Annotated in this window: 20 protein-coding genes; 17 read left to right on the top strand and 3 right to left on the bottom strand. The window is 39.2% G+C overall.

What is annotated here, in order from left to right:
* The first annotated feature begins 6 nt into the window (after positions 1-6).
* The 9 genes from L323_RS38925 to L323_RS38885 all read left to right on the top strand — a co-directional run bounded on the left by L323_RS38925 (position 7) and on the right by L323_RS38885 (position 12,422).
* Complete coding sequence (locus tag L323_RS38925) at positions 7-561, top strand: mismatch-specific DNA-glycosylase (protein ID WP_020817101.1); 555 nt, start codon at positions 7-9, stop codon at positions 559-561.
* A 13-nt stretch (positions 562-574) separates the two neighbouring features.
* A complete protein-coding gene (locus L323_RS38920) occupies positions 575-781 on the top strand; it encodes a ferritin family protein (RefSeq protein ID WP_014315097.1) in 207 nt (68 codons plus the stop codon).
* A 178-nt stretch (positions 782-959) separates the two neighbouring features.
* On the top strand, positions 960-2,345 hold the full coding sequence (gene rlmD / locus L323_RS38915) for a 23S rRNA (uracil(1939)-C(5))-methyltransferase RlmD (protein WP_020817100.1): 1,386 nt from the start codon (positions 960-962) through the stop codon (positions 2,343-2,345).
* 896 nt (positions 2,346-3,241) lie between these two features.
* Positions 3,242-5,680: a type I restriction-modification system subunit M gene (locus L323_RS38910; protein WP_020817098.1), complete on the top strand. Its 2,439-nt coding sequence runs from the start codon at positions 3,242-3,244 to the stop codon at positions 5,678-5,680.
* Complete coding sequence (locus L323_RS38905) at positions 5,674-6,822, top strand: restriction endonuclease subunit S (protein ID WP_020817097.1); 1,149 nt, start codon at positions 5,674-5,676, stop codon at positions 6,820-6,822. The genes L323_RS38910 and L323_RS38905 overlap by 7 nt, the downstream gene beginning before the upstream one ends.
* The gene (locus L323_RS38900; RefSeq protein ID WP_020817096.1) at positions 6,809-9,904 is read left to right on the top strand and encodes a type I restriction endonuclease subunit R; all 3,096 of its coding nucleotides are present in this window, start codon (positions 6,809-6,811) and stop codon (positions 9,902-9,904) included. Before L323_RS38905 ends, L323_RS38900 begins: the two co-directional genes overlap by 14 nt.
* Positions 9,905-10,603 (top strand): M48 family metallopeptidase, encoded by a 699-nt coding sequence (locus L323_RS38895; RefSeq protein ID WP_020817095.1) that lies wholly within the window; start codon positions 9,905-9,907, stop codon positions 10,601-10,603.
* Positions 10,604-10,871: 268 nt separating this feature from the next.
* Positions 10,872-11,753, top strand: coding sequence for a GIY-YIG nuclease family protein (locus tag L323_RS38890; RefSeq protein ID WP_020817094.1), 882 nt, complete (start codon positions 10,872-10,874; stop codon positions 11,751-11,753).
* 111 nt (positions 11,754-11,864) lie between these two features.
* On the top strand, positions 11,865-12,422 hold the full coding sequence (locus L323_RS38885) for a hypothetical protein (RefSeq protein ID WP_020817093.1): 558 nt from the start codon (positions 11,865-11,867) through the stop codon (positions 12,420-12,422).
* 92 nt (positions 12,423-12,514) lie between these two features.
* Here L323_RS38885 and L323_RS38880 read toward each other — a convergent pair whose 3' ends face one another.
* From L323_RS38880 to L323_RS41830, 3 genes are all read right to left on the bottom strand, one after another.
* A complete protein-coding gene (locus L323_RS38880) occupies positions 12,515-13,462 on the bottom strand; it encodes an ImmA/IrrE family metallo-endopeptidase (RefSeq protein WP_020817092.1) in 948 nt (315 codons plus the stop codon).
* 111 nt (positions 13,463-13,573) lie between these two features.
* Positions 13,574-13,753, bottom strand: coding sequence for a hypothetical protein (locus L323_RS41835; RefSeq protein WP_242835340.1), 180 nt, complete (start codon positions 13,751-13,753; stop codon positions 13,574-13,576).
* Positions 13,750-14,010: a helix-turn-helix domain-containing protein gene (locus L323_RS41830; RefSeq protein WP_242835339.1), complete on the bottom strand. Its 261-nt coding sequence runs from the start codon at positions 14,008-14,010 to the stop codon at positions 13,750-13,752. Before L323_RS41830 ends, L323_RS41835 begins: the two co-directional genes overlap by 4 nt.
* Before the next feature lie 231 nt (positions 14,011-14,241).
* On the opposite strand from L323_RS41830, the gene L323_RS38870 reads away from it, so the two are divergent.
* From L323_RS38870 to L323_RS38835, 8 genes are all read left to right on the top strand, one after another.
* Positions 14,242-14,448, top strand: coding sequence for a helix-turn-helix domain-containing protein (locus L323_RS38870; protein ID WP_020817091.1), 207 nt, complete (start codon positions 14,242-14,244; stop codon positions 14,446-14,448).
* A 34-nt stretch (positions 14,449-14,482) separates the two neighbouring features.
* Entirely contained in the window at positions 14,483-14,662 is a 180-nt protein-coding gene (locus L323_RS38865; protein WP_020817090.1) for a hypothetical protein, read from the top strand.
* A gap of 98 nt (positions 14,663-14,760) precedes the next feature.
* A complete protein-coding gene (locus L323_RS38860) occupies positions 14,761-16,029 on the top strand; it encodes a DEAD/DEAH box helicase (protein ID WP_242835338.1) in 1,269 nt (422 codons plus the stop codon).
* The gene (locus L323_RS38855; protein WP_031342522.1) at positions 16,004-16,432 is read left to right on the top strand and encodes a hypothetical protein; all 429 of its coding nucleotides are present in this window, start codon (positions 16,004-16,006) and stop codon (positions 16,430-16,432) included. The genes L323_RS38860 and L323_RS38855 overlap by 26 nt, the downstream gene beginning before the upstream one ends.
* Before the next feature lie 184 nt (positions 16,433-16,616).
* The gene (locus L323_RS38850) at positions 16,617-17,381 is read left to right on the top strand and encodes a hypothetical protein (protein ID WP_020817088.1); all 765 of its coding nucleotides are present in this window, start codon (positions 16,617-16,619) and stop codon (positions 17,379-17,381) included.
* A 78-nt stretch (positions 17,382-17,459) separates the two neighbouring features.
* Positions 17,460-19,385 (top strand): bifunctional 3'-5' exonuclease/DNA polymerase, encoded by a 1,926-nt coding sequence (locus tag L323_RS38845; RefSeq protein ID WP_020817087.1) that lies wholly within the window; start codon positions 17,460-17,462, stop codon positions 19,383-19,385.
* 3 nt (positions 19,386-19,388) lie between these two features.
* Entirely contained in the window at positions 19,389-19,817 is a 429-nt protein-coding gene (locus L323_RS38840) for a DUF4406 domain-containing protein (RefSeq protein ID WP_020817086.1), read from the top strand.
* On the top strand, positions 19,810-22,326 hold the full coding sequence (locus L323_RS38835) for a phage/plasmid primase, P4 family (RefSeq protein ID WP_020817085.1): 2,517 nt from the start codon (positions 19,810-19,812) through the stop codon (positions 22,324-22,326). The genes L323_RS38840 and L323_RS38835 overlap by 8 nt, the downstream gene beginning before the upstream one ends.
* Positions 22,327-22,344 lie beyond the last annotated feature (18 nt).

Genomic DNA, 22,344 nt, shown 5'->3' with positions numbered 1-22,344 from the left:
AATACTATGGATAATTTTTATAATGAAAAGCCGCTGCCGGACATCCTTGCGCCGGGACTTAAAGTTGTTTTTATAGGTTATAATCCGGGCTTGCTTTCTGCCAGAAACAGGCACCACTATTCTCATAAAAGCAACAGATTCTGGAGATTTTTGTATGAATCAGGTCTGACACCTTCCAGATTCGAGCCGGAGGATGACAGGAAAATACTTGAACTTGGATATGGCTCCACAAATATTGTTGACAGACCGTCTAAAGTTGCCAATGAAATTGGCACTGATGAAGCTATTGAAGGTTCGGCAAACCTTTACAGGCTTTTGGATAGTTTTAAACCTCGAATTGCCTGTTATGTGGGAATCGGAGTGTATCGTGCATATGCTTCTAGTATTTTGAAGGTATCTGCATCAGGAATTAATGTTTTGCCCGGCCTTCAATCCGCAAATATACTGGAAACTACCTTGGATTTTGTTTGCTACAGTACAAGCGGGCTGAATACAGTACCTTTTGCAGAGCAATGCAAGTGCTTTGCTGATTTGAAAAAACTTTTGGATTCTATTGGGTAACGGAGGAGATTTTATGAACGAAAATGAAATTGAACTTACCACGTATGACAGACTTTTGAGAGCATGGGAAAATTCCATGGAGTTGGTAAGGGACTACGAAATGTACTCAAAAAGGATTGAAGATGAAAAGATTAAGCAGGTGTTCAAGGATTTTGCAGAAGACGAAGGAATGCATGCCAGTAAGCTTCGTAATATCCTGTTGGATTACAAAAGACAGTAAAAATGAGTTTATCCACTATTGCAAGATAGACAAAATTATCTGAAACTTTGGCGTGGTTAATAAGTACTAATATTTACCATGCCAAAGATTTTGTTTTTTGTAGGTTCTACCCAGGTTTATCAATCCGGGCAAATATGGTATTATATTGGTTATAAATTAAGGAAACGGTGGTTGACCAATGAAACAGCCTTCTCAAAAGATATTTTTACAAAATAAAACATTTAAAATCGATATAACAGGTTTAACTCATGAAGGACAGGGTGTAGGTAAAATTGAGGGATTTGTGGTTTTTGTTGATGGAGTTCTTCCGGGAGAAAATGTTGACGTTAAAATAGTAAAACAAACCAAGAGTTATGCAGTAGGACGGCTTGTTAAAATAAATAAGTCTTCTGAGGACAGAGTAAAACCATTTTGTCCTGTCTATGACAAATGCGGAGGTTGTGCGGTTCAGCACATGACGTATCAGGCACAGTTGGATTTTAAAAAAGATACTGTTCTACAAAATATCAGAAGAATTGGCGGCCTTCAGGATGTTACAGTAAATAACACTATTGGAATGGAAAACCCATATAAGTATAGGAATAAGGTTCAATACCCGGTTGGTTCTAATAATGGTGAAATCAGAATTGGCTTCTATGAGTCAAGGTCTCACAATATTATTGACAGCAACTTGTGCGAAATACAACCGGATGAGAGCAATGAAATAAGGGACGTTGTAAGAAATTTTTGCAAGGCTACGGGCATAGCGATTTATGATGAGAAAACCGGCAAGGGACTTCTTCGCCACGTAATGGTGAGAAAGGGCTTTAAAACCGGTGAAATTATGGTGGTGCTGGTTATTAACGGTGATAAACTGATAAAATCGGATGAACTTGTTAAAAAGCTGCTCGAAGAATTTCCTGATATCAAGAGTATTATTTTAAATGTAAATACCAGAAGCACAAATATTATTCTTGGGGATAAAAATATATGTATTTACGGTCAGAAGTACATAACTGACTATATAGGAAACTTCAGATTTGAGATTTCACCTTTGTCTTTCTTTCAGGTAAATCCAATTCAAACAGAAGTGTTGTATGAAAAGGCTCTTGAATATGCTGGTCTTTCCGGGAATGAAACGATTTTTGACCTGTATTGCGGTATAGGAACTATTTCGCTTTTCCTATCAACGAAGGCTAAGCGTGTTGTAGGGGCGGAGGTCGTTGCTGATGCTATCAGTGATGCTAAAAGAAATGCTGAAATCAATGGTGTCTCTAATGTGGAATTCCTGGTGGGTGAGGCAGAAAAGGTTATCCCTGAGCTGTATGCACAGGGAGTAAAAGCGGATGTGGTGGTTGTAGACCCACCAAGGAAAGGCTGTGACGAGGTGCTGCTTAATACTTTGGTGGAAATGCAGCCACAGCGGATTGTTTACGTAAGCTGTAACCCGTCCACGCTGGCAAGGGACCTGAAGTACCTGACGGAGCATGGGTTTGAGGTGAAGGAAGTGCAGCCGGTTGATATGTTTCCGTGGACGGGGCATGTTGAGGCGGTTGCGTTGATAGAGCGGAAAAGGCTTGAATAGTGAGGTTTAGCGGTTTTTTGCGATATTTCAAAGTGTGTTTCATGTTTCCATGGACACACTTTTTTGCGGTCTTAAAGCTTAGGGGGGGCGGACTTTTACGCGTAAATGAACAAATGCGCGAAATAAAAGCTTACGAGGTTATTTAAACTTCGAAAGCTTTTACTTTTATTCAATATTTATGTAATACTCCATATGGTGAGAATATCCTTAGTGAGTTGTTGGGTTCCATCGCAATCTCACACTCCGCTTTGCCATGTTTAATGAATTCACATATACGATGGCTATCGATATCAAGTTCCCAAGTGCTCAGAACAATTTCTCAGGGAGGAGTTTGTTCATAAAAATATCCTCGGTATCACGTAAAAACATCTCGACCTTCACACTATCGATTGGGGTGTAGCAGTTTTTATTTTTCATGATAATAACCTCCATAGATTGAAAAAATTCGGGCCTGTGTTAAAATGAATTAGTACACATTTATGTGAAATGACACAATTTGTGTCATTGAAAAGTCCTAAGAGATCGTTCTCTAGGGACTTACTTTGTAGTTCATTGAGAGGTGCTCAATTGTAAGTACAGTAAATTGAGCAAATTAGATAAATGGGTTTATATAAGTAAACACGATGATTAACGATGCATATCATGTTCTCTGTGGTGGTACGTTCTTAACGCTCGTTTTGGAAGTGCACAAGCCAAGGCTTGTCTTAGCCGGAGACGCTTTCGGGCTTAATTAGGGTTATGTACCAGGGGTTTAAGAACCGAGTTCAATAAAGTCGTTAAAACTGCCGTTTACCGTGCGGGCAAGAAATACAAGCTTGAAAATTCTGAGGTTGATGAATGGGGCAGATAAGGTTATATTAGGGAATAAATAAATCGAAAATCCAAGGGGGAAAAATATGGCGGTTAAAAAAAGCGAATTATACAGTAGCCTTTGGGCAAGTTGTGACAGCCTTCGTGGAGGTATGGACAGCTCCCAGTATAAGGATTATATATTAACACTCTTATTTGTGAAATATGTTTCTGACAAGTTTAAAGGCGTTGCATATGGTGATATCGATGTGCCGGAAGGCGGTAGTTTTGAAGATATGCTTGCGCTGATTGGAACAAAAAATATCGGCGAAGGAATGGATAAAATTATTGCCAAACTTGCGGAGGCAAATAACCTTCGTGGAGTTATTGATAATGCTCATTTTAATGATGAAGATAAACTTGGCAAGGGTAAAGAAATGGTTGATAAGCTAAGTGAACTGCTCGGTATTTTCCGTGATCAAATGCCGGACTTCAGCAAAAACCGTGCAGATGGTGATGATATAATTGGCGATGCGTATGAATACCTTATGCGAAATTTCGCCACAGAAAGTGGCAAAAGCAAGGGTCAATTCTATACGCCTGCCGAGGTTTCACGCATACTTGCGAAAGTTGTAGGGATTGAACAAGCAACAGATAGCGTTACTTTATATGATCCAGCTTGCGGCTCTGGTTCTCTACTTATCCGAGCAGCAGAGGCTGCTCATGTTAATGTCGCTATATGGGGACAGGAAAAGGATGTAACAACTGCCGGTCTTGCTCGAATGAATCTTGTTTTACACAATCACGCAACCGCAGAAATTAAAGGCGGATATAGTACCTTTTCTGACCCTCAATTTAAAAATCCAAAAGACGAGAGTGTTTTGCGTCAATTTGATTTTGCCGTTGTTAATCCTCCGTTTTCCGATAAAAACTGGATACACGGGCTTAAAGAGTACGGACGTTTTGATGGTTATGGTGATCGTCCACCACAAAAAAATGGTGATTTTGCATGGCTTATGCACATTATTAAATCCCTCAAACGAAACGGTAAAGCAGCTGTAATTTTGCCGCATGGTGTGTTGTTTCGTGGTAATGCAGAGGCGACAATTCGTACAACATTAATTGATAAAGGATATATAAAAGGCATTATTGGATTACCTTCTAACTTGTTTTATGGAACGGGCATTGCGGCTTGTATTATCATTATTGACAAAGAAAATGCAGACGAGCGTGACGGCATTTTTATGATAGATGCCAGCCGTGATTTCATTAAAGATGGCAACAAAAACCGCTTGCGTGAGCGCGATATTTACAAGATTGTTACTACTTTCAATGAACGTATAACAACCGACCACAAATATGCTCGTTTTGTATTTAATGAAGAAATTAAAGTTAAAAATGCTTATAACCTGAATATTTCACGTTACATAGATGGTGGAACGGCTGAGGATTTGCAAAATATTGAAGGCCACTTAAAAGGTGGCATACCAAGTGTTGATGTTGAAAGCCTTTCGACTTACTGGCATGCGTTCCCTAAGTTGCAGAGTGCTTTATTTATGCCACTTCGAGATGGCTTTTATTCCCTTGCTGTAGAAAAAGACACAATCCGTGACACGGTTTATTCCGATACGGACTTTTCAGCATATGCAGATAAAGTAGAAAGAGCATTTGAAAACTGGAAAAACAGTGTTGACGGTAGACTTCGTACTATCGACAGTACAGTAAAACCTAAACTTATGATTGCTGAAATAGCGCAGGTAATACTTAGCGAATACGAGCATATTACACTTGTTGACAAATATGATGCCTATGAAGTATTGCTTTCATATTGGAATGATGTTATGTCCGACGATGTTTATATGCTTGTAGAGGATGGATATAAGAGTATTCGAGATATTGAAATATTTACAAAAACCACAAACAAAAAGAAAAAGGACGGTACAGAGGAAATCAAAACAACTGAGACTGGCTGGGAAGGTAAGCTCGTGCCTAAAAGCCTTATCATAGAAATGTTCTTTTCTGCTGAACAAAAGGTTATTGATGACACCGACGCGGTTATTTCTGCTGCTCAGGCTGAGCTTGATGAAATTATAGAAAACGCAGAGGATGATTCAGTTATTAACGAGGTACTTTCCGATAAAGGCGCTTTATCAAAGGATAAACTTAAAAAGGAACTAAAAGCACGAAAAAGCATAGATGACGAAGATACAGCAATACTTTTAGATATTTCCGAAAAAGTTGCACTTATTGACGAAAAAAATAAACTACTCAAGGAATTAAAGTCTGCACTTGATAAAAAGACTCGTGAGCAGTACCCGAAACTGACAGATGACCAGTGTATGGAATTATTGCTTGAACGAAAGTGGTATCGCTCATTGGTTAAGGGCATTTTTGCACTTTATACATCGGTATGTCACCGCATAACCGAACGCATCACAGAATTGGTGGAGCGTTATGAGGACACCCTGCCACAGCTTGAGGAGAAAGTGAATGATTATGAGGTTAAGGTAAAAACTCATCTGGAAAGGATGGGGTTTAAATGGTAGAGTGGGAAAATAAAAGGCTTGAAACATTAATGCGTATTGAAACAGGGAGCAAAAATACAGAAGACCGTGTTGACGGAGGGAATTATCCTTTTTTTGTTCGCTCTCAAGAAGTTGAACAAATTGATGAGTACGCCTACGATTGTGAAGCTGTAATAACCGCTGGTGATGGAGTGGGAACTGGAAAGGTTTTTCACTATATCAATGGAAAATTTAATGCACATCAACGGGTTTATATCATGTCGCAATTTAACGGGATTGATGGGAAATACTTTTACTATTATTTTTCACGATATTTTTTTGATGAGGTTGCAAAATACACTGCAAAGTCATCGGTCGATTCTGTTCGCAGAGCAATGATTGCTGATATGGAAATCCCATTGCCTCCCATTCCTGAACAACACCGTATAGCTGAAGCATTATCTGACATGGATAGCTACATTGTGACCTTTGAAAAGCTAATAGCAAAAAAACGTGACTTAAAGCAGGGTACAATGCAAGAACTGCTTACCGGCAAGCGGAGGTTGCGGGGGCTTTGCGGTGAGTGGGTTGAGAAGCCACTAAACTACTACATTAGTAACTTTATTGTACCTATGCGTGATAAACCCCAAAATTTAGATGGAAACATTCCGTGGTGCAGAATAGAAGATTTTAACGGTAAATATCTTTATAGGTCAAAATCCAATCAAGGTGTTTCAATGGATACAATAAAAGATATGAACTTGAAAGTATATCCTGTTAATACGCTTATTGTTTCTTGTAGTGCATATTTGGGAAGGTGTGCCATAATTAAACACGAATTAGTTACTAATCAAACATTTATCGGACTTGTTCCAAATGAAAATGTTGATGTTGAGTGTTTGTTTTATGTTATGTGTAGAGAAGAGCAACGTTTGAACACTTTATCTTCTGGCACAACAATTAGTTACTTATCGAGAGAACAGTTTGAGGAATACGCAATATTGATGCCAGCAACAAAAGATGAACAAACTGCTATAGCTAAAATCCTCTCAGACATGGATGCAGAAATAGATACACTTGCCGTAAAGCTAACGAAACTTAAAAACATCAAACAAGGCATGATGAGCGAACTTTTGACAGGAAGAATAAGATTAAAGGAGGACTCACCAAGTGGCAAAGATTAACGAAGCCGAACGTGTTACCCAAGAGCGTGTTATTAAATTGTTTAGTAACAAGTCATTACTGGACTACAAATATTACGGAAATTTACGCAGCCAAATAAACACAAACATCATAACGGACAAGCTGATTGCTTTCCTTCTAAGCCGAGGATATAGCGAAAGTCTGTCCATAAAAGCTGTTGATATCCTTGTTCGTGCAGCAGGGAACTTGCAACAAGGCTTATACAAAGCTAATCAAGAAGTTTATTCACTGCTTAAATACGGCGCAAAGGTGAAAGAGAACCCCGAAGAATCTGAAAATACAGTGTATTTCATTGACTGGAAACATTCTCACAACAACGAATTTGCTATTGCCGAGGAAGTGACCATAAAGGATAGAAGTGAACGCCGTCCCGACCTTGTTGTTTATATTAATGGTATTGCTATTGCTGTGATTGAACTCAAAAAGTCTTGTGTATCGGTAGTGAACGGTATTCTTCAAAATGAGTCAAACCAAAACGAGCATTTTAATCAGTCATTTTTTACTACAAATCAGCTTGTTATTGCAGGAAACAATAGCGAAGGAGTACGCTATGCAGCCATTAAAACAAAAGCGAAATATTATCTTGAATGGAAGAATGATACTGTAAATACTGTTGTACAACCACTTGATGAAGTATCTCTTGATATTTTGGAAAAATGCGAGAAGTTGGCAGATAAGCTGGACTGGCAGCTTTTTAGTATGTTCCAAAAGCGTAGATTATTAGATATAATCCACAATTTTGTCATTTTTGATAAAGGACAAAAGAAGGTTTGCCGCCATAACCAGTATTTTGGTATAAAAAAGGCTCAAGTTAAACTGAGTAAGAAACAAGGAGGTATTATTTGGCATACCCAAGGCAGTGGTAAAACACTTACGATGGTATGGCTCTCTAAGTGGATACTTGCTAATAATCCCAATTCAAGAGTTTTAATAGTTACTGACCGTGACGAATTAGATGAACAGATGGAAAAAGTCTATAAAGGTGTTGATGAACAGGTTTATCGTACAAGTTCATGTGCAGATCTTATTGAAAGACTTGATAAAACAGATAAGCGATTAATCTGCACACTTATACATAAGTTTGGAGTGCGGGGAAACACCGAAAACACCGAAGCACAAGCGAAAAAATCCGTAGAAAAATTCATAAAGGACTTAAAAGCAGCCTTGCCAAGTAACTTTAAGGCAAAGGGCGACTTTGTTGTTTTCGTAGATGAATGTCACAGAACTCAAAGCGGATTGCTACACGAAGCAATGAAAGAAATTTTGCCCAGCGCAATATTTATTGGTTTTACAGGTACACCGCTTCTTGTTAAAGACAAGAAAACAAGTATTGAGGTGTTTTCGCCTGGGTACATACACACTTATAAATATGATGAAGCTGTGGCAGATGGTGTTGTACTTGACCTAAGATATGAGGCTCGTGATATTGAACAGATAATTACTGCGCAAGCTAAAATAGACGAGTATTTTGAAGCTAAAACACGGGGGCTTAATGATGCTGCAAAGGCAAAACTTAAGTCTAAGTGGGGAAACATGCAAAAGGTATACAGTTCTCGTAAACGCTTGGAGGTTATAGCAGAAGACATTATCAGTGATTTTGATTTAAAAAATCGACTTGTAGATGGAAATGGAAATGCAATGCTAGTGACTGATTCGATTTATTCAGCATGTAAATATTACGAGATTTTTCAGTTTCGTGGTTTTAAGCGGTGTGCTATTATAACATCATTTGTGCCACTTGAAAGCAATCTTCGTACAGAAGATGAAGATTCAGAAGAATTTGAAAAGTACGAAATTTACATGAAAATGCTTGGAGGCAAAAAGGCAAGGGATTTTGAAGCTGAGGTAAAGCGGAAATTCGTTGAAGAACCTGCCCAAATGAAGCTGTTAATCGTTGTAGATAAATTACTAACTGGATTTGATGCTCCGCCGTGTACTTATCTTTATATAGACCAGTCAATGCATGATCACGGACTTTTTCAAGCAATATGCCGTGTCAACCGACTTGACGGTGAAGCCAAAGATTTTGGTTATATTGTTGACTACAAGCAGCTTTTTGGTGATTTAACATTAGCACTTAAAAAATATACTGCTGGTGCATTTGAGGGTTATGCAGCCGAGGACATTGAAGGTTTATTAAAAGACCGTCTTGGTGAGGCAAAAAAATATCTTGAAGAAACTCTTGAAGAACTTGATGACCTGTGTGACGGAGTCCCTGCTCCTCGTGAAGAAATAGATTATATCCACTATTTTTGTGGTGAAAATGGGGTGGGTGGCATTGATGATGAGTCTTGTTCACGTAGCCGTGAAAAACTGTATAAGCTTGTTAACCGCCTTGTCCGAGCTTATGCAGAGGTTAAAGGCGATTTGGATAAAATTGGTTATACTTCTGCACAGCAAACAGTTATTGACAAGAAAGTAGGCTTCTACATTGCATTGAAGGATACAATCGGTAACAAAAGCGGTGACTTTATTGACCTTAAGTCTTATGAAGCTGATATGCGCCGTTTAATTGACACATATATAAGAGCAGAAGACAGCAGGAAAATAGGCGAATTTGATGATTTTACATTACTTGATTTTGTTGTAACACAGGGTGAAAAACTTGGTGGTAAAGGGAAAGAATCTGCTGCTGAAGCAATTGAAAATAATATCCGTAAAAAGATAGTTGAGAAAATACTCATCAATCCAAAGTATTATGAAAAGATGTCTACTATTCTTGATGAGTTAATTAAGGCAAGACGAGAGGGTGTTATTGCCTACGAAAAGATGCTCGAAAAATATGTTGATCTGGTAAGAAAATCAGAACAACCAGAAAACAACATGCATTACCCAGAAAGTATTCGTCACAGTTGTGCTATGCGGGCTTTTTATGATAATTGTGGCGAGGATGAAGACCTGGCAATTGCTCTCGATAAGGCTGTTCGAGATAGCAAACAGGTAGATTTCCGTCATAATGAATTTAAAGAGCGAAGAATTAAACAAGCATTATACAGAATTCTTAATAATAAAGATGAAGTTGAAAGAATTTACAATATTGTTGTTGAGCAAGGAGAATACTAAGTGGCGCTAAACATTTCAGGCATACCAATAGAGGTTTGTAAAAAGAGTATAAAAAATATGCACCTTTACGTTAAACCGCCAAACGGAAATGTAACGGTGTCCGCTCCTCTTTCGATGAGCGATGAAGCAATAGAGCGTTTTGTACGTACGAAAGTAAGTTGGATTAAGCGACAGGTTGAAAAGTTCGATAGTCAACCCCGCCAATCCCCGCGTGAATATATTTCTGGTGAAACACTATATGTTTGGGGTAAACAATACTATTTGAGAACCGAATACGGTAATAAAAACTCGCTTGTATTATCTGGCGATAAAGCAATTTTAACAGTTCGTAAAGAAAGTACTGCGCTTCAGCGTGAAACTTTCATCCGTGAATGGTACCGAGGTTTGTTGAAAGCTGAGATTAACGCGCTGTTGCCCAAATGTGAAAAAACTACCGGCTTAAAAGCAACTAGCTGGCAAACAAAGTATATGACGTCTCGTTGGGGAACATGTAATACGCAATCAGGCAAGATATGGCTTAATTTGCAGCTTGCAAAAAAGACACCTCAATGTCTTGAATACGTTATTATTCATGAACTTGTTCACCTTGTAGAAAAGAACCACAATGAACGTTTTGTATCACTAATGGATAAGTTTATGCCTATGTGGAGAGAAATCAAGGCGACGCTGAACGGGCAGACACTGGACTATATGGAATAGGCAAAAGAAAGGCTCAGGGGATACGGGGAGAGAATTTGTGTTGATATGTACTTTTATTAGGCTTCAAATAATTAAGCGCTTAATCTTCCTACGATTTTAGCCTCCCCCCAGATTTATGAGATAAAGCCTCTATTCTATAGGGAAAAGGGCCATTTCATGAATGAAACTAAAAACATAGGGATTAAGAAACGTCTCAAGTATAAAAGGAAAAGATGTCTACAGTTACTGAAATAAAATTTTTAATGTATAAACCTAGAGGATTAAATACATGAATCGTGGAAAAAGTCTAAAAATATTTTTATTGGATGGGATACCAAATGGACGCTGGATTTGCGAGCTGTCAAATTGGACAGGAAAGGCATTTAGGATACCAAGAACATCATATAAACTATGTAAAGACAGAGAAGAGCTTCGCTCACCATCTATATATTTTCTGTTTGGGCATGATAATGATAGCGGGGAACCTGTTATATATGTTGGAGAAACCGAAGATGCAATAAAACGCCTTGGAGAGCATATTCAAGATCCTAAAAAAGATTATTGGACAGATACGATCGTATTTATTACTAAAGATGACCATCTTAATAAAGCACATATAAAATATCTTGAAAGCAGATTTTATGAACTTGCTAAAGAAGTAGGGCGGTATGCAGTTAAGAATTTGCAGCCACCGAGGTGTTCTGTTATTTCAGAGGCAGAGATAGCAGAAATGGAAGAGTTTATTGATAATGTGAAAATCGTTGTATCTGCATTAGGACATAAAGTGTTCGAAATGCTTATGCCAGTGAGAAGTGATATCCAAGTTAGTTCAGATGCCAATGAAGTTGTGTATTTATACATAAAAAATAGGAATGGCGTTTCAGCAAAGGGATTCCAAAGCCCGGAAGGATTTGTTGTGTGCAAGGGTAGTGTAATAAGAGAGCAACTATCTACAAATTCACTTAATAAAAATATCATAAAGCTTAGAGAACAGTATTTGTCAGATGGTACTATAGTAGATAATACTTTTATCCGTGAAATTTTGTTCACTAGTCCGTCTGCTGCATCCGATTTTATTTTGGGAAACAGTACAAGCGGCCCTGTGATGTGGAAAAATGAAGAAGGAATTACCCTCAAAGAGTTAAATGAGCGGGAAAGCAATCCGACTTAAGGATAGTCCTTGGCAGTAACCAATATTAGAATTATCAATTAAATTAAAGCTCTCAATAATATAATAATATATACCGGTTTTGTCATTTAATTATTTAAGGGGTGGGTTAAATTGAAAAAGGTCATTATTGGAATTGCCGCTATCGCTATTATATTCATTTTTATAATTGTAGCAGTAGTTATATCGAAGAATTACATCAAGCCTTCATCTACAGAAAAAGACATTGTGGTTGAGGGAGTTATACAACCTAATAAAACAGGTGTTTGTGACTATAAAGAATATATGTTAAATATTAAAATGATTAAGAATAAAGATTGCCATGTTATTATCTATCCATATATCAAAGGCCTTGGAGATATTGCCTTCAGTGAAAAGGATAAGGCCGGTTATTATTTACCTAGTTCTATTGGAAGTGATGGTATTACGGAACCTATCGCAATAAATGAGTTAAAAAATATTAATATTATTGAGAATGAAAGTAATGTCTCCTTAACTGGTTTCTGGTTTCCAGATTCGGTTGGGGATTACAAAGCTAGAGCTTATTTAGGTAAATCAGATAATTTTAAAGAGATTAAAGATCCCTTATTAGTATGTGTTTATACTGAAAAGAAATATGGTAAGCTATTAACATGGTCCAAGGTGGTTTCTATAACGGTTAAGCAGAATTAATAGGTCTGCACAGGCATGTATTTTTTACTACGTTTATCACCTGAATAGGAACCGAACTTTAGATATATTTATACAAGGGTTTTCTTTTCACATTAGAGGTGTGTTTCCCGTGGCCTCAAAAACCCCATACTACTAAAATACGTTTCACCTCCACACATTTCACAAAACCTTGCATAATCCGGATTGGTATATGAGCAGCCACCTTTGTCAAGATATAGTCCTTTGTGACAGTAGTTATAAAGCCTCCTGTCACAACTGGGGCAAATGCCGTCAGGCCAGTGATAATGTTTTTGACCGCAGTATGGACATTCAGCTTGGTCGAAGCAGTCATCAAAGGATACGGTTTCATAATACGATTTTCTTTCAACGCCGTTAAGATTATTTTTAAGATGATTACCACAAATACGGCAATACCTTGCGGCCCTGTGAAATTGCGTGTTTCCGCATTTGTTACATACCCGAGTTATTTTGGACTCAAGTAAATCAAGCCTTTGTAGGTTATTAAGCCTTATCCAGAGAGCCGTGTTTGATACATTGAAGAATTCTGCTACTTTAGGTATGGAAACAAAGTTACAATGTAATAAAGTTTTTTCGGGTATGAGAAGTCTTCCTGCAAACTCGTTTGCTTCTAGGTCTTCTAGTTCTCTTTCTTCGTCAGTCTTAAGGATGTCGGGAATGGAAAGATGGTCGAGCAGGATATGGCCCAGCTCGTGGGCTATTGTAAAATTAAGTCTTCTGTCTCTAGAATCCTGAAAGGGATACCGGATCTTATCCCTGTCTATAATTATCTGATACAGGTTTTCTTCCTCAACATACCGGGAAACAGCATCAAACTTGTCGCTTACATCCTTGACAGTGCTTATTTGAAGAGGTAATCTTTTTTCATCTTTAATCCTCTTTATTAAAGCAACACAGTCAAGAGGCCATTTTGTTATAGAGAAATCCCTCATAAAGTTATTCAATTTCAAATCTATAAACTGTTTTCTGTAAAGTGGAATCTGGTCAGTAATACTACAGTCTTTGCTACAAATTAACGACATATATAAATCCTCCATGATTAAAGAGAACACCAGTTCGATATAATTATACAAAAAAATCCCTATTAGGTAAAGTCCTATTTTAACGAACCAATAGTTGTTACCCTTTAGAGACTATTTTTTGTTCTTGTTTAGAAGTGAATTGGCAACGGCTTTTATTGCTGCGATATCCTCAGGGAGGAGCTCTTTTGAAATCCTGTAGGCTATGTTTGCCCAGTCACTGTCTAGCTTGTACATCTCTTTTGCTCTTTTGCTTATATCAACAACGTTGCCTATATCGTCCCTGAAAATCATTTCGGTAAAATGCTTATGTTCCAGGTTTCCTCCATGTATCCGGCCTTAATCATCAGATCTTCATATCTGACTCCGAGATGGGGGGCAATTGCCTTTAGAACATCCGGGGAAGGACGTCTTCTTTCTCCGGTTTCAAGCCTCCAGATTTCAGTGTTGCTGATTCCCGCTAACTCTGCAAGCTGCCTTTGTGACAGATCCCTTTCAGTCCGGATCATCTCAATAAATTTTCCGAGTTCTGTTTTTTCAAACTCAGTCATAATAACCTCCAGTTGTCCCTAAGTACGTTAACACCTATGTTTTATAGGTATTGGCAGGTATTGATTAAATATAGTGTTTCCACTACCTTCATATATTATATAAAAGTTGTTACCGAAAAGCAATATTACAATAAAATTTTTATAGTATCTTGACGCTAGGTTACATAACTGATAGAATAAACGTAACGCTAAAGAAACGAACATATGTTCCCTAAGAGGAGGTGAAAAAGTATGAGACCTAACAAGGAATATATTATTTCTCTTGCAAGGAAAAAGGGTTGGCATGATGCTGAATTAGCAAGGAAGACAGGCGTTTCAAGAACTGAAATAAGCAGGTTTATACATGGAGAACGTAAAGGAGGGAGCAAGCTAATTGGTGGAATTATCAAGGCGTTTCCCGAGGAACCAATGGACAAGCTATTTTTTTACCAAGACTGACACCTATGGGTGACAAAAAATGAGGTGAAGTGACTTGGATCTCAATGAAAGAAAAACACATGAAAACGGATACTGTCTTCTTCCAATGCCGATTAAGGCAACACCTTATCAACACCAGATAAATGCATTTAATTTTGTATGTGTGATGTTTGGTCTTGTAGAAGATGAATTCAACAAGGAATATGCACTAATGGATGGGAGGTGGTGTCGATGAACATTTCCAGAAGCAGAGGAGTTTCCTTACTAATGGAAATGGGTTAACTCCGCACAGGAAAAACCCTTACAACAATAGCAGTACTTGGTGCAATGTACATGGCAAGGAAAATTAAAAGGGCACTGATTGTGGTACCTTTATCCATTGTCAACGTGTGGCAGGAAGAACTTCAAAAATTCGCAGCATTCCCATATAACGCTGTCATTCTTGAAGGGACAATGAATAAGAAACAGGATGCGCTTGAACACATGAAAGGAGAGGCTCTTCAGATAGTCATTATTAATTATGAATCTGCATGGCGGATGGAGACAGGACTATTAAAATTTGATGCAGACATAATCATAGCAGACGAAGGGCACAAGATAAAAACACACAGCACCAGGCAGTCAAAAGCACTGCATAAACTTGGTGCAAAGGCTCGGTACAGAATGCTCCTTACCGGAACAGTCATAACAAACAAAGCCATTGATATTTTCAGCCAATACAAATTTATTAATCCTGGGATTTTCGGAGAGAGCTTTTATGCCTTTAGAAGCAGATATTTTGACATGATGGGTTATGGCAATCATACCCCGGTTCTTAAAAAATCAATGGAGCAGGAGTTAATGGACCGACTCCACTCAATTGCTTTCAGAATAACAAAGGCAGAGTGTCTTGATTTGCCTGAGACAACAGACATAGTACGGCATATTAAGCTTGAGGCATCTGCAGAAAAAATATATAGGTCATTAGTAAAAGACAGCTATGCGGAACTGTCAAAGGGCGAAGTAACAGTTACAAATGTCCTGACACGGCTGCTACGGTTATCCCAATTGACAGGGGGATTTATCGGCAATGACAGAAGTACCGTAACTAATGTTAGCACAGCAAAGCTGGAGGCACTATCAGACGTTATTGAAGAGGCAATTAATCAAGACAAAAAGATTGTAGTAATTGCAAGGTTTGTGGCAGAGATAAAAGCAATTGAAAAGCTTTTACAAAAGAAGAAACTTGAATATTCCCTCATAATGGGCGGTGTAAAGGATAGAGAAATTCAGGTTTCACAGTTTCAGAACACCCCCGAGGTTAAAGTCTTCATAGGACAGATAGCAACGGCAGGACTTGGAATAACACTTACAGCGGCGAGTACCATGGTTTTCTATTCAATGGACTACTCCATGAGTAACTTTGAGCAAACAAAAGCCCGGATACACAGAGTCGGGCAGAAAGAGAACTGTACATACATATATCTGGTTGCCAGAGGAACTGTTGATGAAAAGGTACTAAAAGCACTAAGAAGCAAGGCAGATCTGGCCAGAATTTTGGTTGATGAATACATAAGGGGAGACAACCCGTTTGTTTATGGAGGTGAAAGCGATAGAAGATAAGATGTTCAAATTGGCGGACAGGTTAAGAGAACTTAAAGAAGCTAAAAAGCAAGCTGAGCGGCAAGTAAAGGACATTAATACAGAAATTGATAACACCGATTATGCCCTGTCAGAATTGATGGCAGAAAGTGAAACACAAAATTTTACAAGAAGCGGAACAATGTTTTTTCTTACCACCACAACAAGGGCTTCGGCACTTTCTGAAAAGAAAACAGAACTTTATGAGGTACTTAAAGAAAAAGGCTTTGGTGATCTGGTTTATGAAACCGTAAATGCAAATTCTCTTTCAGCATTTGTGAAGGAGCAGACATCAGAAAATGAGGATTTATTACCCGATTGGCTTGAGGGACTGGTTAAAGTCTTTGAAAAGACCTCGGTCGGGGTCAGGAAGACGGCGAAATAGTCTTTTTTGATACGAAGAATTAGGAATAACGAATATAGGAATGTTGAAAAAAGAGAAATGACAAGTAAGCAGATTGCAAAGATTTAAGACAAGATATTAAGCAGAAGAACATTGAATAAGGAAATTAGGCAGCTATTGCTTTCACATAAATTGGAATAACAAAACAATAATCGGAGGATTTACTATGAATAAAAATACTGAGTTAGAAATTTCAAATAGAGGATTTGCAAATTTAGCAGAATTTAATATGACCGGAGCAATGGCTGAGGAGCTTGAGGGCCTTGATGGTGGTTTTGAAAGAATTAAAATACCAAGTGCGGGTTCAACAGTATTCGAGGTTCCGGGAGATGATCCCAACGAGCCGGATTCAGTTAAAGAGTTCAGTGCTGTAATTCTATATCATCACCCACTTCATGCATACTATCAAAGCAAATATTCAGGAGGCAATCAGCCACCGGACTGCGGAAGCTTTGACGGAATATTCGGTGAGGGCAACCCAGGAGGAAACTGTGCCAAATGCCCATACAACCAGTTTGGTAGTGGTGAAAACGGTTCTAAGGCTTGCAAGAACAGGCGAAGGATTTATGTCCTGAGGGAGGGTGAAATATTCCCCGTGCTACTTTCACTTCCTACCGGCTCACTAAAGGAATTCACCAAGTATATCAAACGTCTTTTGTCAAAGGGAAGAAAGTCAAACTGTGTGGTAACAAAATTCTCTCTGAAAAAGGCGGTAAACAGCGGCGGAATTGCATATTCCCAGGCACAGTTCACGGTCGATAGACAACTGACCACAGAGGAATTTTCCCTGATAAGCACATTATCCGAGCAGATTAAAGCCTACAGTAAAAATGTTGGTTATGATATGGATTTAGGTTCAGAGGATGGAGTTACAACAAATGTTGATTCAATTGACTTGGAAACAGGCGAGGTAATAGAACCACTCAGGTAGCAGATTGCTCTCACAGTGGAGAAATGGTGGAATAAACACCTTTCCCACTATGAGAGCAGAAAGGGTTAATACTAAGATATGGATTACAAGTGCGTATTAGATATAAAAGAAATACAGGAGTACATAAATAACAAACAATTAATAGCTTTTGACTTTGAAACCTCTCCAACCGATAGATTCAGAGACTGTGACAAAGTGGCACTTGACCCGTACAAAGCAGTTATTACAGGAATCAGCTTGTCCGTAGAAGAAAGTAGCGGAATTTACATACCGTTGAGACACAGAACAGGGAAAAATATTGAGAACCCTAAAAAAGTATTTGACTACTTGAAGACCGGGCTGTTTGAAAACCGAGATATTATCAAGATTGCACACAACCTGAACTTTGAAGCCATGTTCCTCTATCATCTTGGAATAATAGTGAAGTCTCCCTGCTATGACACCATGGAAGCAAGCCAGTTAACACTCAAAAGCAATACCGAGTTCAGAAACCTTTCTGACAGTGGCCTGAAAACATTGGTCGCAGAGTTGTACGGTATAGAACTCCCAAGATTCGAGGAAGTGACAAGTGGCAAACATTTTGACGAACTTGATCCTCAGGAGTTTGAAACAATACACTATGCCTGTGCCGATTCGGATTTTGCACTACGGCTATACCACACCTTCAATAAGTGGTTTGACCGCTTTCTTCCAAAACATCGGTATATAGTTGAAAAGCTGGAGTCACCTACAGCTGTGTATGTGGGGATTATGAAGCACAATGGCCTGCTGATGGATAGAGAGTTAATGCTTTCAAAACAAAAAGAAGCAGAGAAGAAGCTGGCAGAAATAAAGGAGGAAATAGCCTTCTTTATCGGTGATGTGGACATGGGTGAAAATGCAGGGACGGCAGCTTTTAAGAACTATCTATACAAGGACTTGCAGCTCCCGGTGCTAAAGACCACAGCAAAATACAAAGAGGCAGCAGACGATGAAGCAATGATCCTGCTGTCAGACTGGTGCAGGGAAAACAGGCCAGAGCTTATTAAACTGTTTGAACTTGTACAGGAGTATCGGAAGTGGGGAAAGCTGAAATCTACATATATTGATGGATACTTAGATTATATAAACAGTGAAACCGGGAGGATACATCCAGACCTTTTTCCCCTTGGAACAGACACCGGAAGGTTTGCATGCAGAAAGCCAAATCTTCAGAACTGCCCCCGTAAGGACAATGACCCTGTGGGTGTTCGTAGCTTTATAAAGGCTTCGAAGGGGAATGTGCTGTTGTCTTTAGACTTATCTCAGATAGAGCTTCGTGTGGGTGCATTTTTCTGCAGGGATAATAAAATGCTTGAAACCTACCGGACAGGTGGAGATATTCACGGACAGACAACCAGCGTTATATATAAAATACCTTTTCCGCAGGCTATTGATAAAAATGCAGAGCAATATAAGGAACGAAGGACGATTGCAAAGAACTGCAATTTCGGTACATTTTTTGGGCTGTTTCCAAAGGGCCTTCAGAGAACTCTTAAATTCAAGGCAGGACTGGATACCTCACTTTCGGAATGTGAGCAGATTATATCTAACCTAAAGTTAGGTTATCCCATGCTGACAACATGGCAGGATGATGTGAAGAAAAAAGCTGCTATTCAAAAATATACAGAAACATATCTTGGACGGAGAAGATACCTTCCCAACATCAATTCCGATGACTGGGGAAAGAAGAGCTTTGCACAACGGTGTGCTTTAAATACCCCTATTCAGGGTACAGCAGCAGATATTTTAAAGCTTGCTATAGTCCGAATTCTGTCCGGGCTTTATGAACGGGAATGGTTAAAGCCTTTGCTTCAAATTCATGACGAGCTTGTATTTGAAGTACCCCACGAAAAAGTTACAGAAGCTGCCCGGTTTATTAAGGAGTGCATGGAGATTGTACCTTTTGAAGGCTTCGACGTACCAATATTGGCTGAGGCTGCAGTTGGAGAAAATTTTGGAGATATGAAGGAACTGGAGGTTTAATATATGAGTATTAGTAAATATAACCACGAGGGATATTATGATCCCACACCATATGAAGCATTATTGGAAATAGAGAGACAGGCCAAACGAGAGAAGTACAAGCCATTGGTTTACATATGCTCACCCTTCGCAGGTGATACGGAATATAACATAAACAAGGCAAGAGGCTATTCACGCTTTGCAGTATCAAGAAATACCATACCTATAGCTCCACACCTTTTGTTCCCGCAATTTCTGGATGATGATGACAAGGAACAGAGAAACCTTGGAATATTTATGGGACTTGTTCTTATGAGTAAATGTGAGGAACTGTGGTGCTTTGGTAACAGGGTTTCAAAAGGTATGGCTGTTGAGCTTGAAAAAGCAGCCAAACGGAACATAACAATACGATACTTTAGCGACAGGTGCGAGGAGGTCTTAAAGAATGCATAAAGCCCTGAACATACCGCTGGAGGAATTCGTAAAGCCCATGTTTGATTCCGGTGAAACAGTATGCATAAGGATATTTTCAGATAAAAAAGGCACTGCATTTAAAGGGCTTAAGCTTGAATATGAGGCGGGGAAAATAGCTTCATCGATTGAGAACTTAAAGAAGCACAACCAGCAGAATCGAGGAATATTCTTTGTGGTCAACTATGGCGGGCATGAGGACAGGGACATTACCAGAATCAATGCACAGTTTGTGGAGAATGACAGCTTGAGTCTTGATGAGCAGATGGCACAGATTAAAGCATTTCCTATTGAGCCTTCATTTATAGTCAAAACCCAAAAGTCTCTTCATACATATTGGCTGATGAAAGATGCAGATGTTTCAGCCTTCCGAAGAGTGCAAAAACGTCTGGCGGCACATTTTAGCGGAGATAGTTCTTGTATAAACGAGAGCCGCGTACTGCGGCTTCCCGGTTTTAATCATTGTAAGGGCGAACCTGTCATGGTGGAATGTATCAAATTCAATCCTGAACTCAGGTATACACAGGCAGAGCTTGAAGCGGTACTGCCCCAAATAGAAAACGAGACGGTGATTAGTAAAAACAATACACTATCTGGCAGTCGAAAAGGACTGACACTTGTAGGACGAAGGTGCGAATTCATACAGCACTGCAATAACAATTCAGCTTCTCTTTCGGAACATGACTGGTATGCAATGATTACAAATCTTACTGTATTTGAGGGTGGTGACAAGGTAATTCACCAGCTATCTAAGAACTATCCAAAATATAACCCTAATGAAACACAGCAAAAAATACATCACTATCTAGAAAGCGGAACTAAGCCAATTACCTGTAAAACCATATCGGACAAGGGATTCAAATGCCCAAAGCTTACTGATGGAAGGTGCAGCTGCAAGTCTCCGGCAGCACTTTGCTTCAAGCCCCTCAATATAGAAGAACTCAGGGTGTTTTTATCTGAGCTGGACGTGAAAAGAAATGCAGTTGAGAATATTCAAGCGGCGCAGGAGTTCGTGAAAGAATACTTGTATAATGTGGATTCCGTAATAGCTGAAGCCTTTATCAACTACGAGGTTAAAGGACACTTCGGTCTGAAGGCCTCAGATGTTAAGCCGCTAGTTTCACTCCATAAGGATATCTATAGAAAATATTTGGACAACGCCCAAACAAAGCACATGCCAGCGGAACTTGAACTGCCTGAATGGTATGAAATAACCGAAAACGGTGGTCTCAGGCTTATATCAGGACTTCTTGCAAACCATATGGCAAAAAATGTTGATGCCTTCTATGGAGCCGGAAGCTATTATTTCTACGAACATGGTGTTTATAGTAGCAGTGAGGATTTGTGGGCTCTAGCAAAAGTCCGTGAATTTATGATACCGCGGTATGCCAGTATGACCGCAATAAACGATACAGTGGGCCAATGGAAGATGCTCATCAGAAAGCCGGTAAGGGAAATAAACTGCAACCCATTTATTATCAATGTGCAGAACGGTTTGTATAACGTACTGGATGGTGCCTTTAAGCCCCATACCCCTAAGTACTATTCAACAGTTCAGATTATGGCAACCTACAGAGAAGATGCGAAATGTCCAAATTTTATAGCTTTTCTTGAGAGTATACTGCATCAAGAGGAAATAAATCTAATGCAAGAAATATTCGGATACCTTCTGATTCCAGTGAACAAGGCACAAAAATCCTTTGTATTTGTAGGTGCTCCAAATGCAGGAAAGTCCACGTTGTTGTCGGTAGCACAGGAAATCCTGTTGGGGAGCGAAAATGTAAGTAACATACCTTGGCAGAGTCTGGGTGATCGTTTCAATAAGGCTGAGTTGTTTGGCAAGCTGGCTAACATATTTGCTGATTTGCCCTCAAAGAACATTGACGACAACGGAATGTTCAAGGCCCTTACAGGAGAGGACTATATCACCGGGGAGCGTAAAAACAAGGACCCATTTACATTCAGGCCATATGCAAAGCTGTTGTTTTCCTGTAATGAGATTCCCAAAAACTATGGTGACCGCAGCGATGGATTTTACAGAAGGCTTATTATAATACGCTTTGACAGCTCGGTTCCAAAGAACAAACGTGACCCAAATCTTCGTGAGAAGCTGTCGGCAGAACGTGACGGTATATTAATGTGGGCCTTAGAAGGACTGAAAAGGCTGATTAACAACAGCTACGAATTCAGTGAAACCGACAGGACGAAGGCTGAACTTCAACGATACCGTGTGGAAAGCAACAGTGCTCTTTCCTTTGTGGATGAGTACTGCGAACTTGACGAGAAGGTCGAAATGGTGAGGGATGACTTGTTTTCAAGGTATAAGGAATACTGCGTCAATGCCGGGATGCTGCCATTGTCACAAGCCAACTTCAACAAGGAAATCGAAAGCAACCATCAAAGTATAAAAAGAGGAAGAGACAGGCTTTCAAAGCGGAGAACATGGAAAGGCATCACTTATTGTGAAGGAGGAAAGGGACAGGACTGTTAATTATATGACCAACATGAC

Origin of the sequence: Ruminiclostridium papyrosolvens C7, from assembly GCF_000421965.1 — a bacterium.
GTDB classification, from domain to species: Bacteria; Bacillota; Clostridia; order Acetivibrionales; family DSM-1351; genus Ruminiclostridium; species Ruminiclostridium papyrosolvens_A.
This window is presented reverse-complemented; position numbering and strand designations above follow the sequence as displayed.